The organism is Streptomyces sp. NBC_01803 (assembly GCF_035917415.1).
Classification (GTDB): domain Bacteria; phylum Actinomycetota; class Actinomycetes; order Streptomycetales; family Streptomycetaceae; genus Streptomyces.
This window is the reverse complement of the sequence record NZ_CP109073.1, coordinates 636,648-651,952: the sequence shown is the minus strand read 5'-3', so window position 1 is coordinate 651,952 and position 15,305 is coordinate 636,648. Positions and strand designations below refer to the sequence as shown.

Annotated in this window: 16 protein-coding genes and 1 pseudogene; 10 read left to right on the top strand and 7 right to left on the bottom strand. The window is 72.7% G+C overall.

The window, feature by feature from the left end:
• Positions 1-3 precede the first annotated feature (3 nt).
• A complete protein-coding gene (locus tag OIE51_RS02670; protein ID WP_326595213.1) occupies positions 4-546 on the bottom strand; it encodes a type 1 glutamine amidotransferase domain-containing protein in 543 nt (180 codons plus the stop codon).
• A 227-nt stretch (positions 547-773) separates the two neighbouring features.
• Here OIE51_RS02670 and OIE51_RS02665 point away from each other — a divergent pair, with 227 nt between their 5' ends.
• On the top strand, positions 774-2,702 hold the full coding sequence (locus tag OIE51_RS02665; protein ID WP_326595211.1) for a Dyp-type peroxidase: 1,929 nt from the start codon (positions 774-776) through the stop codon (positions 2,700-2,702).
• 42 nt (positions 2,703-2,744) lie between these two features.
• On the opposite strand, the gene OIE51_RS02660 is transcribed toward OIE51_RS02665, so the two are convergent.
• From OIE51_RS02660 to OIE51_RS02645, 5 genes and pseudogenes are all read right to left on the bottom strand, one after another.
• A complete protein-coding gene (locus OIE51_RS02660) occupies positions 2,745-3,716 on the bottom strand; it encodes a TIGR03557 family F420-dependent LLM class oxidoreductase (protein WP_326595209.1) in 972 nt (323 codons plus the stop codon).
• Between the two features lie 164 nt (positions 3,717-3,880).
• A complete protein-coding gene (gene gndA, locus OIE51_RS02655) occupies positions 3,881-5,317 on the bottom strand; it encodes an NADP-dependent phosphogluconate dehydrogenase (RefSeq protein ID WP_326600466.1) in 1,437 nt (478 codons plus the stop codon).
• 157 nt (positions 5,318-5,474) lie between these two features.
• Positions 5,475-6,305, bottom strand: a complete 831-nt coding sequence (locus tag OIE51_RS02650) for an aldo/keto reductase (protein WP_326595208.1) — start codon at positions 6,303-6,305, stop codon at positions 5,475-5,477.
• A gap of 89 nt (positions 6,306-6,394) precedes the next feature.
• Positions 6,395-6,673 (bottom strand): annotated as a pseudogene (locus tag OIE51_RS26825) (MFS transporter); the annotation flags it as partial.
• Positions 6,674-7,053: 380 nt separating this feature from the next.
• Positions 7,054-7,809, bottom strand: a complete 756-nt coding sequence (locus OIE51_RS02645; protein ID WP_326595206.1) for a ZIP family metal transporter — start codon at positions 7,807-7,809, stop codon at positions 7,054-7,056.
• A gap of 121 nt (positions 7,810-7,930) precedes the next feature.
• On the opposite strand from OIE51_RS02645, the gene OIE51_RS02640 reads away from it, so the two are divergent.
• The 4 genes from OIE51_RS02640 to OIE51_RS02625 are packed head-to-tail and all read left to right on the top strand — an operon-like array spanning position 7,931 to position 10,467.
• The gene (locus OIE51_RS02640; protein ID WP_326595205.1) at positions 7,931-8,443 is read left to right on the top strand and encodes a hypothetical protein; all 513 of its coding nucleotides are present in this window, start codon (positions 7,931-7,933) and stop codon (positions 8,441-8,443) included.
• Between the two features lies 1 nt (position 8,444).
• Positions 8,445-8,876, top strand: coding sequence for a phage holin family protein (locus OIE51_RS02635; RefSeq protein WP_326595203.1), 432 nt, complete (start codon positions 8,445-8,447; stop codon positions 8,874-8,876).
• A complete protein-coding gene (locus OIE51_RS02630; protein ID WP_326595202.1) occupies positions 8,852-9,529 on the top strand; it encodes a DUF3618 domain-containing protein in 678 nt (225 codons plus the stop codon). The genes OIE51_RS02635 and OIE51_RS02630 overlap by 25 nt, the downstream gene beginning before the upstream one ends.
• On the top strand, positions 9,526-10,467 hold the full coding sequence (locus OIE51_RS02625; protein WP_326595201.1) for a YihY/virulence factor BrkB family protein: 942 nt from the start codon (positions 9,526-9,528) through the stop codon (positions 10,465-10,467). The genes OIE51_RS02630 and OIE51_RS02625 overlap by 4 nt, the downstream gene beginning before the upstream one ends.
• A gap of 67 nt (positions 10,468-10,534) precedes the next feature.
• Here the strand turns inward: OIE51_RS02625 and OIE51_RS02620 are convergent, their stop codons facing one another.
• Positions 10,535-10,705, bottom strand: coding sequence for a hydrophobic protein (locus OIE51_RS02620; protein WP_326595199.1), 171 nt, complete (start codon positions 10,703-10,705; stop codon positions 10,535-10,537).
• 118 nt (positions 10,706-10,823) lie between these two features.
• On the opposite strand from OIE51_RS02620, the gene OIE51_RS02615 reads away from it, so the two are divergent.
• From OIE51_RS02615 to OIE51_RS02595, 5 genes are all read left to right on the top strand, one after another.
• Positions 10,824-12,077, top strand: a complete 1,254-nt coding sequence (locus OIE51_RS02615) for a DUF4032 domain-containing protein (RefSeq protein ID WP_326595198.1) — start codon at positions 10,824-10,826, stop codon at positions 12,075-12,077.
• Positions 12,078-12,081: 4 nt separating this feature from the next.
• Positions 12,082-12,918: an Fpg/Nei family DNA glycosylase gene (locus OIE51_RS02610; RefSeq protein WP_326595197.1), complete on the top strand. Its 837-nt coding sequence runs from the start codon at positions 12,082-12,084 to the stop codon at positions 12,916-12,918.
• A 27-nt stretch (positions 12,919-12,945) separates the two neighbouring features.
• Positions 12,946-13,899: an ATP-binding cassette domain-containing protein gene (locus OIE51_RS02605; RefSeq protein WP_326595196.1), complete on the top strand. Its 954-nt coding sequence runs from the start codon at positions 12,946-12,948 to the stop codon at positions 13,897-13,899.
• Positions 13,896-14,735 (top strand): ABC transporter permease, encoded by an 840-nt coding sequence (locus OIE51_RS02600; protein WP_326595194.1) that lies wholly within the window; start codon positions 13,896-13,898, stop codon positions 14,733-14,735. Before OIE51_RS02605 ends, OIE51_RS02600 begins: the two co-directional genes overlap by 4 nt.
• A 111-nt stretch (positions 14,736-14,846) precedes the next feature.
• Positions 14,847-15,293, top strand: coding sequence for an SRPBCC family protein (locus tag OIE51_RS02595; protein WP_326595192.1), 447 nt, complete (start codon positions 14,847-14,849; stop codon positions 15,291-15,293).
• Positions 15,294-15,305 lie beyond the last annotated feature (12 nt).

Below are 15,305 nucleotides of genomic sequence, written 5' to 3'. Positions count from 1 at the left end.
CCGTCACACGGCGACCTTCCCGAACTCCCGCAGCATCGCGTCGTTGAAGAATTCCAGGTCGTCCGGCTTGCGGCTGGTGACGAGTGCGCTGGGGCCCTCGTGGCAGACCACCACCCGCTCGTCCACCCAGGTGGCGCCCGCGTTGCGCAGGTCCGTGCGCAGGCTCGGCCAGGACGTCATGGTCCGGCCGCGCACCACGCCGGCCTCGATGAGGCTCCACGGCGCGTGGCAGATCGCCGCCACGGGCTTGCGGGCGTCGAAGAACGCCTTGACGAACGCGACCGCCCGCCGGTCCATCCGCAGGGCGTCCGGGTTGGCGACGCCGCCGGGCAGGACCAGGGCGTCGAAGTCCTCCGGGGACGCGCCCTCCACGGTGTCGTCCACCGGGAAGGTGTCCGCCTTGTCCAGATGATGGAACGCCTGGACGCTGCCGGGCCTGGTGGAGATGAGCTGCGGCGTCTCCCCGGTCTCCACGAGCGCCTGCCAGGGCGACGTCAGTTCGATTTGCTCGACGCCTTCGTGTGCCATCACAAATGCGATCCGCATATTCTCACCGTTCCTTGTGCGTGCGGCGTGACCATCTCCGGCCCGCGCCCCGGGTAACCAGTGCGGCGGAAACGGAAACATCGGTAGGGTCGATGCCACAAACTGCCCTCTGTTGGGTGGTTTGGCGAAGGAGACGGCCCGGCCGTGCCAGCGGGCCGATAGGTTCCGTGCGCGTCCGGGCACATCCGCGCCGGCGCGTTCCCGATCGCATCGAATTCGGAGAATCCATGACCCAAACCGCCGCAGGTTCTGCCGCCGTGCGCTCCGTCATTCCGGGGCAGAGCACGGCCGCCGCGGCTTCGTTACCGCTCCGGGAGAGCGCCGAGATCCAGGGCGACGTCCTCGCGGGCTTCAGGAAGGATCACGTTCAGCTGCTCTTCCTCACCATCGGGGATCCGACGCAGGCCCGGCGCTGGCTGGCCAAGCTGCGCCACCGGATCGCCACCACGCGGGAGGTGGCCGCGTTCAACGCCACCTTCAGCGCCGCGCGCCGCAACGCGGCGGGCACGGACCCGGCGAGCCTGCGGGCCGTGTGGCGCTCGGTCAGCTTCACCTACCCCGGGCTGGAACAGCTCGTGGGCGGCTCGCCCATCGCTGACGTGCCGAACGGCACCACCCAGCAGGCCCTCGCGCAGGGCGCCGCCGCCCGCAAGGAGGTGCTCGGCGACACCGAGGCCAACGACCCGGCGCACTGGCTCTTCGGCGCCCAGCACAGCGAGCCGGTGCATGTGATCCTCACGGTCGCGGCCGACCGCGCCGCGGATCTGGGCGCGGCCCTGGCCAGGGAGCGGGAGGAGATCGCCGCCCACCGGCTGGCGGTCGCCTTCGAGCAGTCGGGCGCGACCCTGGAGGGCAACCGGCGGGGCAAGGAGCACTTCGGCTTCAAGGACTCCGTCAGCCAGCCCGGCGTGGCGGACTTCGACGAGCCCGACCCCGACAACCCCGAGTACCAGAAGGACAAGCCCGGGACCCGGCTCATCCCGCCCGGCGAGTTCGTCGTGGAGTACCCGGCCGATCACCGCAGGCCGGCCTCGCTGCCGGACTGGATGCGGAACGGCTCCTTCCACGTGGTGCGCCGGCTGGCCCAGGACGTGCCGGGCTGGTGGGCGCAGGTCGCCGACCAGCTCAAGGTCCTCAAGGACGCCAAGGCCGTGCCGGACACCGCGACCACCGAGTGGCTGGCCGCCCGGCTGTTCGGCCGATGGCGGTCCGGCACGCCCGTCGCCAAGAGCCCGGACGCGGACGTGCCCGCGCGCCCCGGAGCGGAGACGGACAACGACATCAGCTACCGGGACGACACGGACGGCCGCGTCACGCCGCTCTTCGCCCATGCCCGGAAGGTCAATCCGCGCGACGGCCTCAAGGTCCGGACGACGGATCCGGAGCCGCTGGCCCAGAAGGGCGCGCTGGACGGCAGGCGCCTCATGCGCCGGGGGATCCCTTACGGTATGCCGTTCGACCCGGCCGGCGGGGAGGCGAACGGGCCGGACGCGCCGAGGGGTCTCGTCTTCGTCACCTACCAGGCCGATCTCGTCCAGCAGTTCGAGTTCGTTCAGCGGACGTGGATCGAGGGATCCAACTTCCCGGAGCGTTCCCCCCAGGTGGGCAAGGACGCGGTGCTCGGCCGGGGCGGCAAGGTCGCCTTCCCCGCCGGCGGAACCCAGACGCCCACGGCGAGCGTGGAGTTGAGCCTGCGGCAGTTCGTCCGTACCGAGGGATGCGTCTACGCCTTCACGCCGTCCCTCTCGGCGCTCAAGCAACTCGCCGACGGCACCATTCCGCCGGGCGGGGGGCCGGCCAAGGAACAGGTGATCACCGCTCCCGATCTGATCCAACGCGGGGATGTGATCAGCTCGTTCAAGGCTCGTCTGCGCTTCAACGACCTGACCGGCAACCTGGTGGTGCACGACGAGAACGAGGTGGAGATCTGGAGCACGGGACTTGACCCGGAGATCGAACTGAAGGCGGTCCGCGCCGAGTTCACCAGTGACGGGGAGCTGCTGCTGCCCAACACCGAGGGCGACGTCCTGTGGCCGCCCGAGAACGAGCGGCTCGGCTCCCACCCGGGGGCCGTGCTCGTGGTCCAGACCGACGGCGACGTGGTGATCCGCGCCGCCGACGGCAGCGTCCTCTGGCACACCGACACCGCGCACTGAGGCGCGCGGGCGGGGACCGGGCGGCCGGTCCCCGCGCGCGGTTCAGTCCCGGGGCTTCAGGGCGCGCAGCCGCTGGTCGAGCTCGCGCTCGTAGAAGTCGATGAAGCCGTCCGGATCCGGTCCGGCGTTCTGTGTCACCAGGTGGTCGAAGCCCGCGTCGACGAATTGCTGCGCGACCTCGACGAACCGCTCCGGATCGGATCCGCAGGCGAACTGCTCCAGCACGTCGGACTCCCGGACGGTGGCCGAGGCCGCCTCGAAGTTGACCGGGTTGGGCAGCTCGCTCATGACCTTCCAGCCCAGCATCGACCACCGACTCGTCTCCAGCACGGCCTGGGCCGCGGTGTGTTCGTCGGGTGCCCAGGCCATCGGCATCTCGGCGTAGCGCGGCCCGGTGCCGCCGGCCTTGTGGTAAGTGGCGACGATGTCCCCCTTGGGTTCCGTCGCGAAGAGCCCGTCCCCGAGGTCCGCGGCGATGTGCGCCGCCTCCGCGCCGCCGGCGGCGACCGCGATCACGGGCGGCTCGGCGGGCAGGTCGAAGATCCGGGCGTCCTCGATCCGCAGGTGCTTGCCCTCGTACGAGCGGTAACCGCCCTGCCACAGCAGGCGGATGATGTGCAGCGCGTCGCACAGCCGCTCGTGCCGGACGTGGACGGAGTCGGGGAAGCCGATCCCCACGACGTGCTCGTTCAGCCGCTCGCCCGAGCCGATGCCGAGCGTGAAGCGGCCGTCCGAGACCAGCGAGAGGGTCGCGGCGGCCTGCGCGATGATCGCCGGGTGGTAGCGGACGGTGGGGCAGGTGACGCCGGTCGCCAGGCCGATCCGTTCGGTCTTCGCCGCGATCGAGCCCAGCACGGTCCAGGCGAACGGCGAATGGCCCTGGTTGTCCAGCCAGGGGTGGAAGTGGTCGCTGATCTCCACGAAGTCGAATCCGGCCCGCTCGGCGAGCTGTGCCTGGCGGATGAGCTCCTTGGGCCCGAACGCCTCGGCGGCCAGCTTGTATCCCATGCGCATGTGTGCCTCTTTTCCCGTGTTTGCGCACTATGTTCCTCCGGCGCCGGAGGGGCTGCCACTTGAGAGACGGGCGAGGCGGGCGAGACGGGCGAGGCGGGACATGGGTGGGCCCGGCCGGGGCGCCGCCGTGGCGACGGCCCGGCCGGGCCGGGGAAGACCGGCGCTCAGCCCGCGACTTCGGAGCGGTCGCCGCCCCACAGCGTGTGGAACGATCCCTCCCGGTCGGTGCGCAGGTAGGTGTGCGCGCCGAAGTAGTCCCGCAGGCCCTGCACGAGCGAGGCCGGCAGCCGGCCGGCCCGCAGCGCGTCGTAGTAGGCCAGCGCGGCGGAGAACCCGGGCGCGGGCACACCCAGTTCGGTGGCGGTGGCCACCACGTGGCGCCAGGCGTTCTGCGCGTCGCGCAGGGCGTCGCCGAACGTCGGGTCGGTCAGCAGCGTCACCCCGGCCTCGCCGCCCCGGTAGGCGGCGCGGATCTGGTCGAGGAACCGGGCCCGGATGATGCAGCCGCCACGCCAGATCGCGGCGACCGCGCCGCGGTCGATGTCCCAGCCGTACTGCTGGCTGCCCGTCTGGATCAGGTGCCAGCCCTGGGCGTAGGCCACGATCTTGGAGGCGTACAGCGCCTGTTCGACGTTCTCGGTGAAACGGGCCGCGTCGTCCGGGTGCAGGCGTGGCCGGACCGGGCCCGGCAGGTCACGGGTGGCGGCGCGCAGCTCGACGTGGCCGGACAGCGAGCGGGCGAAGACGGCCTCGGCGATCCCGGAGACCGGCACGCCGAGGTCGAGCGCGGTCTGCACCGTCCAGCGGCCGGTGCCCTTCTGCTCGGCCTGGTCGGCGACGATGTCGACGAACGGGCCGCCGGTGGCGGCGTCGGTGTGCGACAGCACCTCGGCGGTGATCTCGATCAGGTACGAGTCGAGCCGCCCGGTGTTCCACTTGCGGAAAACGTCGGCGATCCGCCCGGGATCGTACCCGGCGACGTTGCGCAGCAGGTCGTACGCCTCGGCGATGAGCTGCATGTCGGCGTACTCGATGCCGTTGTGCACCATCTTCACGAAGTGACCGGCGCCGTCCGGGCCGATGTGCGTGCAGCACGGCTCGCCGTCGACCTTGGCCGCGACGCTCTCCAGCAGCGGGCCGAGCGCCTCGTACGACTCGGGCGAGCCACCGGGCATGATGCTCGGGCCGTTCAGCGCGCCCTCCTCCCCGCCGGAGATGCCGCAGCCCACGAAGTGCAGTCCGCGCTCGCGCAGCGCGGCCTCGCGGCGGCGGGTGTCCTCGAAGTGCGCGTTGCCGCCGTCGACGATCATGTCGCCGGGCTCCAGCAGCCCGGCGAACTCCTCGATCACGGCGTCCGTGGGGGCCCCCGCCTTGACCATGATCACGAGCCGGCGCGGGCGCTCCAGCGAGGCGACGAACTCCTCCGCCGTCTCGGCCGGCAGGAACTCGCCCTCGTGGCCGAACTCCTCGACCAACTGCCGTGTCCTGGCGGCGGTCCGGTTGTGGAGGGCCACGGTGTGCCCGTGCCGGGCGAAGTTGCGGGCCAGGTTGCGGCCCATCACCGCCAGCCCGGTGACACCGATCTGCGCCTGCCGCGCCATGCCATCATCTCCCGTCATCACTGTTGAGCCTTGCGCCGTTGCGCCGTTGCGCCGTTGAGCTGTTGAGCCGTTGAGCTGCCGTTTTCGCACGTCGGCCCGGGTGGTCGGCGTTCCGTCGCGCGAGCGTATCCGACGTCCCCGCGCGCGCTCCGCCCGGTCAGAACTCCTCGTGGGCCCGCGGGTCTCCGCCCAGCCGGCGGTGCGGCCGGTCGGCGACGGCGGCCATCTCGGCGGCGTTCAGGGCGAATCCGAACACGTCGAAGTTCGCGCGCCGGCGCGCCGGATCGCCGGACTTGGGGAGGGGCACGGCGCCGAGCTGGACGTGCCAGCGCAGGATCACCTGGGCGCTGCTGACGCCGTGGGCCGCCGCGATCCGCGCGATCCTCTCGTCGTGCAGCAGGGCGCTGCCCCGGCCGAGCGGGCTCCAGCTCTCGGTCACGATGCCGTGCCCGGCGTGGAAGGCGCGGGCTTCCTCCTGGGGGAGCAGCGGGTGCAACTCGATCTGGTTGACGGCCGGTAGCACGCCGGTCTCCTCCGCCAGCCGCCGGATGTGCCCGGGGGTGAAGTTGGAGACACCGATGGACCGCACCAGGCCGTCGTCCCGGAGCTTGATCATCGCCCGCCACGAGTCGATGTACTTGTCGACCCGGGGGTTGGGCCAGTGGATGAGATAGAGGTCGACGCGGTCGAGCCCGAGGCGGGCCCGCGACTGCTCGAACGACGCCAGCGCCTCGTCGTGGCCGTGGTGACGGCCCGGCAGCTTGGTGGTGACGACGATGTCCTCGCGCGGCACCCCGGACGCGGCGATGCCCCGGCCGACGCCGCTCTCGTTGCGGTAGTTCACGGCGGTGTCGATCAGCCGGTAGCCGAGGTCGAGCGCCCCGGCGACCGCCCGCTCGGCCTCGGCGTCGTCCATCGGGTAGGTGCCGAAGCCGGTGGCGGGCAGGGCGTGGGTGTCGTTGAGGGTGTGGATGGGGGGTGCGGCCACTGCTTCTCCTTGATCGTTCCGGTCAGCGTATCGGCGGCTGCCGGGCGGCGGCCGGCTCCGCCGCCGCCCCCTCCGGCTCGGCCGACAGCGGGGTGGGCGATGCTCTCCAGCCCCCGGCGCCCGGTCTTCACCGCGAGGAACAGCTCGACGAGCCCGACCGCGACCATCAGGGAGGCGCCGGGACAGAACGCGAGCGCGGTGTCGCGGGGGACGCCGCTCCCGGTCAGCGAGGCGAAGAGCGGCGAAGGGCTGATCCCGCCCGCCGCCGTGCCGACCGCGGAGCGGAAGGCGATGGCCCTCGCGCGCGTCTCCATGGGGAAGATCTCGCTCACCGTGAGAGAGGCGGAACCGGCCCCGGCCGACGCGAAGAGCCCGAATCCGTCGGTTCAGCCGGCCGAGGAGGAGGACGCCGACGCGGGCGCCCGTCACACCGAGCGCGGCGGCCAGGCCCGAGATCCGGGTGGACGTGACGCTCAGGCCGCTGTCCGGCTCCGCGAGCCGCTCCGCCATGGTGCCGACCAGGGTGACGTCGAACCCGTCGAGGATCCACACCGTGCCCGGGCCGATGACGATCCGCCAGTGCCAGCCGGACCGCGGCGGCCGGTCGAGGCGGGCCGGGACGGTCGTGCGGACCACCCCGATGGTGGCGCGGTCCGCCGCCGCGGGGGAATCGCCCGTTTTCTGCTCTACGAGCATTCACCTATTCTGCGGTCGCCCCCTCGGCGGCGCATGTGCGAGCGCCGTGAACTCAGGCGTGGGAGAGGGCGAACGAGACGAGGAAACCGCAGACCAGGACCAACCCGCTGGCCAGATGCGCCTCCTCGAAAGCCTCCGGAATCATCGTGTCGGCGATCATCGCCAGGATCGCCCCCGCGGCGACCGCCGTGACCCCGGCGATCACGGCCTCGGGGAAGCCACCGACCACCGCGTAGCCCAGGACCGCCGCGACGGTGCTCGCGGCGGCGATCGCGCCCCAGACCCCGAACACGTACCCCTCGCGGCGCCCGGCCGCCCGCATGCCCGCCGAACTGGACAGCCCCTCGGGCACGTTGCTGATGAAGACCGCGGCCACCGTCACCACGCTGACCGCGCCCCCGTCGAGCAGGCTGACGCCGATCACGGCCGACTCGGGCACGCCGTCCAGCAGCGCGCCCAGCGCCAGTGCCAGGCCCGAGCCCTCCCGCTGGGACTCGGACGGCTGGGAGCGCACCCGGCCGGAGCGTTTGCGGTTCCGCGCGCCGCGGTACGCCAGCCACGCGTTGCCCGCCGTGAACGCGACGGCGCCGCCGACCGTGCCGACCACCGTCGGGCCCAGCCCGGCCTGTTCGTACGCCTCACCCACCAGCTCGAACGACACCGCGGAGATCAGCACCCCGGCGCCGAACGCCATCACGGAGGCCACGAGCCACTGCGGCACCCGCACCCGGTACCCGACGACCGCGCCCAACAGCAGCGCGGACCCCGCCACCAGTCCCCACATCCCGGCCAGTACGACGTCCGACATTCCCCTCGCCTACCCCGTGCCGGGCGGCGCAAGCGGCGTTATGCGAGGAATGCGGGGTTTCATGCCGGAGGGGCCGGTTACCCGAGGCCGAGCAGGGCGTCTCAGAGGTAAGGAGAGACCCATGAGCCAGAGCACGCAGCGTGCTCAGCAGGAGATGTCGGCCACGGCCGGGCAGGCCGGGCAGGCCGCCCGCGGGCTCGCCGGCGACGCCAGGGAACAGGCCAGATCCGTCACGGGCCAGGCCAGGGACCACGCGCGCACCACCGCCCACGACCTCAGGGGCCGGGTGGCCGACGAGGCCGGCAGCCAGGCGCGGCGCACGGTCGGCGCCGTCCGCCAGTGGGCCGACGACCTCGCCGGGCTCGCCGACAACGCCCCGGCCGACTCGCCGGCCCGGGGCATGGTGGCGCAGGCCGCCGACCGGGGCCACCGCGCCGCCGACTACCTCGACGAGCGCGGCATCGACGGCCTGATCGAGGACGTGCAGGGATTCGCCCGGCAGCGTCCCGCCGCGTTCCTGGGCGGAGCCGCGCTCGCGGGATTCGCCATCGGCCGGCTCGTCAAGATCGGCCGCGCCGACTCCACGGGCCAGGACCCCTCGGCCGGCACCGGCACCGAGCCGCGGGAGGTGTGACATGGCGCTGACATCGCGCCGCGCCGATCCCACGGCCGGTACCCGTACGCGGGAGGACGACGGCTCGATCGGCCAGATGCTGACCGAGGTCACCGCGGACACCCAGCTCCTGTTCCGGCAGGAGGTGGAGCTGGCCAAGGCCGAGATCCGCGAGGAGGTCGCCACGGCGGGTAAGGCCGCCGGGATGTACGGCGGCGCCGGCTTCGCCGGATACATGGTGGCCTTCTTCCTCTCCCTCGCCGCGGTGTTCGGACTGGCCAACGTCATGGACGGCGGCTGGGCCGCGCTCATCGTCGCCGGCGTCTGGGCGGCCCTCGGCGCCGTGCTGTTCGTCCTGGGCCGCTCCCGCATGCGGAGCGTGTCCCCCCAACCCCGACAGACCATGGAAACCCTGAAGGAGGACGCGCGATGGGCACGTCACCCGACCACATAAGGGCCGATATCGAGGCTACCCGGGCCAAGCTGACCACCGACCTGGATCGGCTGGCGGAACGTGCCAGCCCGCGTCGCATGGCCCACCGCCGGGGTGAGCACATGCGCGGCGGTCTCGCCCAGCTCAAGGAGCGCGTCATGGGCGGCGCCTCCGACCGCGTGGGCCGGGCGAAGGACCAGGCCAGGGGCGCCCGGGGACAGGCCGGCGACCAGAGCGGGCGGGCCGCCGAGTCCACCCGTGAGAGCGCCCGGCACGCCCGCGAGGCGGCGGGCCAGGCGCCCGGACAGGCGATGCGGCAGACCCAGGGCAACCCGCTCGCGGCCGGCGCGGTCGCGTTCGGCGCCGGACTCGTCGCCGCCTCGCTCGCGCCCACCTCGGACAGCGAGCAGCGGGCCGCCGGCCAGGTCTCCGACCGGGCGGGCCGGATGGCCGGCCCCGTGAAGAGTGCCGCCATGGAGTCCGCCCAGCACCTGAAGGACGACGCCACCGAGCACGCCCGGCAGGCGGCCAGTGACATCAAGGACCACTCCGCCCAGGCCGCCCGCGACACCGGGCAGCAGGCCCGCGAACGGGCCGACGACGTGGCCGGACAGGCCAGGAACTCGGCTCGCGACATGTCCGCCGAGGCACGGCGGAACGACGGGCAGCGATGAGCGCCGCGCACCACGGGCAGGCACCGGCGGAAACGCCGGGTGACCTGCCCAAGCGCTCGTGGTGGGCGGTGCTCAAGGGCACCGCCCGGGAGTTCAGGGCCGACAACCTCACCGACTGGGCCGCGGCCCTGACGTACTACGGGGTGCTGGCGATCTTCCCGGCCCTGCTGGCCCTCGTCTCCGTGCTGGGCCTGATCGGTAGCTCGGCCATCGACCCGCTGATCGACAACGTCGCGGACCTGGCCCCCGGTTCGGTGCGCGACGTGCTCACCGACGCCCTGGAACATCTCAAGGGCGGCGCGGGCGGGGCCGGGATCTCGTTCGTCGTGGGCCTCTCGCTCGCCCTGTGGTCCGCGTCCGGATACATCGCGGCCTTCATGCGGGCGGGCAACGTGGTCTACGACATCGGCGAGGGACGCCCGGCCTGGAAGACCCTGCCCACCCGGTTCGCCATCACGCTGGCCGTCGTGGTGCTGCTGGCCGCGATCGCGGTCGCGGTGGTCTTCACCGGCGGTCTGGCCGAGAAGGCCGGGGATGTCCTCGGCCTGGGCGAGACGGCCGTCACGGTCTGGGACATCGCCAAGTGGCCCGTCCTGGTGCTGCTGGTCGGACTCGTCATCGCGCTGCTGTACTGGGCCGCGCCCAACGTCAAGCGGGGCTTCCGCTGGGTCACGCCCGGCAGCTTCCTCGCCGTCGGGATCTGGATCGTGGCCTCGGCCGCGTTCACGTTCTACGTGGCGAACTTCGGCAGCTACAACAAGACCTACGGCAGTCTCGCCGCCGTGATCGTCTTCCTGGTCTGGCTGTGGCTCTCCAACACGGCCATCCTGCTGGGCCTGGAGTTCGACGCCGAGTTGGAACGGCGCCGCGCCATCGACAGCGGGCATCCTCCCGAGGAGGAGCCCTACGCCGAGCCGCGCGACACCCGCAAGCTCTGAGCACGCGCGACGACCCGGGCCCGGCGTGGCGGCATGCCGCCACGCCGGGCCCGGGTCCTCGCGGCCTCTACCAGCGATACCAGCGGGACCGCGTCCCGTGTGAGGTCGTACCGCGCATCACGAAGCCGAGCAGCCAGACGATCAGCACGGCGACCGCCAGCCACCACAGCACGTCCAGGGCGAAACCCGCGCCGAACAGCACCAGGGCGAGCAGCAGGACCAGAAGCACTACGGCCATCGTCGGCCTCCTTTCGTTACCGGTTGGGCACCGGTGGAGCGTCGTACCGAGTGACCGGAACCGGCGTATCGAAAACCTGTTGGAGACATCTCGTGGAGACCTCGCGCAGACTGGTCCCATGGAGCTCCAGATCACCGCGACCGACCCCGAGCACGTGACCACCCTGCTCGACCTCCCCTGGGACGTCCCGCTGTCGGAGTGGCCGGAGAAGCACCTCGTCGCGCTGCCGCGCGGGATCTCGCGCCACGTCGTCCGGTTCGCCCGGGCCGGCCACGAGGTCTTCGCGGTCAAGGAGGTCGGGGAGTGGGCGGCCGTCCGCGAATACGCCCTGCTGCGCGACCTCGACCGGCTCGCCGTCCCCGCCGTGGACCCGGTGGCCGTCGTCACCCGACGGACCGACGCCCACGGCCAGCCGCTCGAACCCGTCCTCATCACCCGGCAGTTGAAGGGCTCCCTGCCCTACCGGTCGATGTTCGAGACGACGATGCGGCCCGGCACCATCAAGCGGCTGCTCGACGCGCTCGCCGTGCTCCTCGTCCGCCTCCACCTCAGCGGCTTCGCCTGGGGCGACTGCTCGCTGTCCAACACCCTCTTCCGCCGCGACGCCGGCGCCTACGCCGCGTACCTCGTGGACGCGGAGACCGGGCAGATCCAGCCACGGCTCACCGACGGCCAGCGCGGCTACGACCTCGACGTCGCCCAGGTCAACATCGTCGGCGAGCTGATGGACCTGGAGGCCGGCGGCTCCCTGCACCCCTCCGTCGACCCGGTCCCCTTCGGGCGGGACCTGATCGACCGGTACGGCGAGCTGTGGCACGAGCTGACCCGCACCTCGGTCTACCCGCGCGACAAGCGCCACTACATCGACCGCCGCATCCGCCGCCTGAACGACCTCGGCTTCGACGTCGCGGAGATGCAGATCCAGCGCTCCCCGGACGGCGACGCCGTCACCTTCCTGCCGAAGGTCGTCGACGCCGGGCACCACCAGCGGCAGCTCCTGCGGCTGACCGGACTGGACGCCGAGGAGAACCAGGCGCGCAGCCTGCTCAACGACCTGGAGACGTGGATGGCCGGCCAGGAGGACTACGAGGACTACGCGCCCGGCGACTCTCCCGCGGAGGGGGGACTCGGGGGCGCCCGCCCCGAGGTGCTCGCCCACCGCTGGGTCCGCGACGTCTTCCGCCCCACCGTCCGGACCATCCCCCGGGGGCTGCGGGAGGGCCTGGACACCGCGCAGGTCTACCACGAGCTGCTGGAACACCGCTGGTACCTCTCGGAGCGCGCCCGGCGCGACATCGGCATGGAGGCCGCCGCCGAGGACTACATCGCCACGGTCCTCGCGCGCCGGGAGGGCGACGCCGCCGTACCGTGAGGGCATGCCCGAACTGCCGGATGTCGAGGGGTTCCGCCGCGTCCTGGCCGACCACGGCCGAGGCCGCCGCGTCGAGCGCGTCGAGGTGGCCGACCCCGGGGTCCTGCGCGGGGTGACCGCTCCCCGGCTGCGCCGCGCCCTCACCGGCCGCCGCCTCGCCGAGCCGGAGCGCCACGGCAAGTGGCTCCTCGCCCGCACCGACGGACCCTCGCTCCTGCTGCACTTCGGCATGACCGGGCGGCTCCTCCCGGCCGCGCCCGCCGACCCCCCGCATCCCCACGACCGGGTCACGTTCACCCTGGCGGGCGAACGCCAGCTCCGCTACCGCGACCAGCGCAAGCTCCAGGGCCTGCGGCTGGCCGCCACCGACGCGGACCTCGACGAGGTGCTCGGCGGCCAGGGCCCCGACGCGCTGACTGTCGACCGGCCCCTGCTCGACCGGCTCCTCGACGGACGCCGCGCCCGCGTCAAGGCGGTGCTCATCGACCAGTCGGTGCTGGCCGGGCTCGGCAACCTGCTCGGCGACGAGATCCTCTGGCGGGCCCGCGTCGACCCGGCGCGCCCGGCCCGCGACCTGGACGCCGGCGAGCGCGGCCGGCTCGCCGACGCGCTGCGCGGCGTGCTGCGCGACGCGGTCCGCGCCGGATGCGTGCCCGCCCGCCCGTCGTGGCTCACCGGTCACCGCGAGGGGCCCGACCCGGTCTGCCCGCGCTGCGGCGGCCCGCTCAGCAAGGACCGGATCGCCGGCCGCTCCACCACCTGGTGCCCGCACTGCCAGGCCGGCCGCGGCACTTCGGCCCGGGTCGCGGGCCCGAGGGGCCGCCCGCATAGTGGGAGCTGACCGGAAGGCCGGAAGGGAAGCGTGTCCATGAGCCATGCGATCCGGGCCGAGGGGCTGCTCAAGCGGTTCGGCCCCACCACCGCGCTCGCCGGGGTGGACCTCAGCGTCCCGGCCGGCACGGTGCTCGGCCTGCTGGGCCCGAACGGCGCCGGCAAGACCACCGTGGTGCGGGTGCTGGCCACCCTGCTGCGGCCGGACGCCGGACACGCCACCGTCGGCGGCCACGACGTGCGGCGCGACGCCCACCGGGTGCGCCAGCTCATCGGTCTGACCGGGCAGTACGCCTCCGTGGACGAGCAGCTCACCGGCATCGAGAACCTGCTGCTCATCGGCCGCCTGCTCGGCATGAGCCGCGGCGACGCGCGGCGGCGGGCCCGGGAGCTGCTGGAGCGGTTCGGTCTGGCCGACGCGGGCGGCCGGGCGGTCGGCACGTTCTCCGGCGGCATGCGCCGCCGTCTCGACCTCGCGGCCAGCCTGGTGGGCAGGCCGCCGGTGCTCTTCCTGGACGAGCCGACCACCGGCCTGGACCCCCGGGCCCGCTCCGAGCTGTGGGAGCTCATCCGGCGGCTGGTCGCGGACGGCGCGACGGTGCTGCTGACCACCCAGTACCTGGACGAGGCGGACGAACTCGCGGACCAGATCGTCGTCATCGACCACGGCGAGGTGATCGCCACCGGCACCCCAGAGGACCTCAAGGCCCGGATGGGCGCGCGGACGCTGGCCGTTCGCCCCATGGACGCCGGGCGGCTGCCCGAGGTCCGGGCCGCCGTGGCGGAGCTGACCGGCGCGGAGCCCGGCGTCAAGGGCGGGCTGGTGACCGCGCGGGTGGTGGACCCGGCCGTGCTGCCCGCCGTCGTGCGGCGGCTGGACGACGCGGGCGTGCTGGTCACCGAGCTGTCGCTGCGCGGCTCCAGCCTCAACGAGGTCTTCCTGACCCTGACCGGCCGCCCGGTGGGAAACGGGGAGGCGGGCACGGGATGAGCGGCATCAGCGACGCCGGCTCCTCCTCGGTGGCGCCCGCGTCGGCCGACCGGGAGCTCGCCCCCCGGGTCACCCCGCTCCAGGGAATCCGTCAGACCCTGACCCTGGCCTGGCGGACCGTCGTCCAGGTCCGGCACAATCCGGCGGAGCTGACGGACTTCAGCATCCAGCCGATCATGTTCGTGCTGCTCTTCACCTACGTGTTCGGCGGCGCGATCGCGGGCTCGGTCAAGGAGTACCTGACGTTCATGCTGCCCGGCATGATCGTGATGAACATGCTGTTCGTCACCCTCTACGTCGGCCAGGGCCTCAACACCGACGTCAACAAGGGCGTGTTCGACCGGCTCCGGTCGCTGCCGATCGCCCGCTGGGCGCCGCTGGCCGGCCGGATCGCCGCCGACCAGGTGAAACAGGCGTGGTCGATCGTCCTGGTGCTGGCGGTCGGCGTCATCCTCGGCTTCCGGCTCGGCGACCCCGGTCTCCCCGGGCTGCTCGGCGCCGTCCTGCTGCTGCTGGTCTTCGCGCTCGCCTTCTCCTGGGTCGCCGTGCTGGTCGGCCTGCTGGCCAAGGACGCCGAACGGGTGCAGATCTTCGGCTTCACGTCGCTCTTCCCGCTCACCTTCGTCAGCAACGTGTTCGTGCCCGCCGACACCATGCCGGGCTGGCTCCAGGCGTTCGTGGACGTCAACCCGGTGAGCGTCCTCGCCGAGGCGTGCCGGGGCCTGATGCTGGGCGGCGAGGTCGCCACCCCCGCCGCCACGTCCCTGGCCTGGGCCGCCGCCATCGCCGCCGTCTTCGCGCCGCTGTCCGTCTGGGTCTTCAAACGCAAAGTGTGAACGCGGCGCGCGCCGATCCCGCGACCCCGGCCGGGTTTCCGCTCCGGCGGCAGGGGTACTTCGCGGCGGCGTCCCCTCAGACAAGAGGCAGGAAGGAGCGGAAGGCACACCATGTCGCACATCGAGGAGTCCATCGAAGTCGCGGTCCCGGTGACCACCGCCTACAACCAGTGGACGCAGTTCGAGTCCTTTCCCGCGTTCATGGGAGGCGTCGAGCGCGTCGACCAGATCGGCGACACGCGCACGCACTGGGTGACCAGCATCGCCGGCGCCGAGCGGGAGTTCGACGCGGACATCTCGGAGCAGATCCCCGACGAGCGGATCGCGTGGGTCAGCAGGAACGGCCCCAAGCAGGCGGGGGTGGTCACGTTCCACCGCCTGGACGAGAAGCACACCAAGATCATGCTCCAACTGGAGTACGCGCCCGAGCTCTTCACCGAGGCCGTCGGCGACAAGCTCGGCCTCGTGCGCCGGCGGGCCAAGAGCGACCTGAACAACTTCAAGAGCTACATCGAGTCCCGGGGCGCCGCCACCGGTGCCTGGCGCGGCGAGGTCTGATCCGCGACCGGT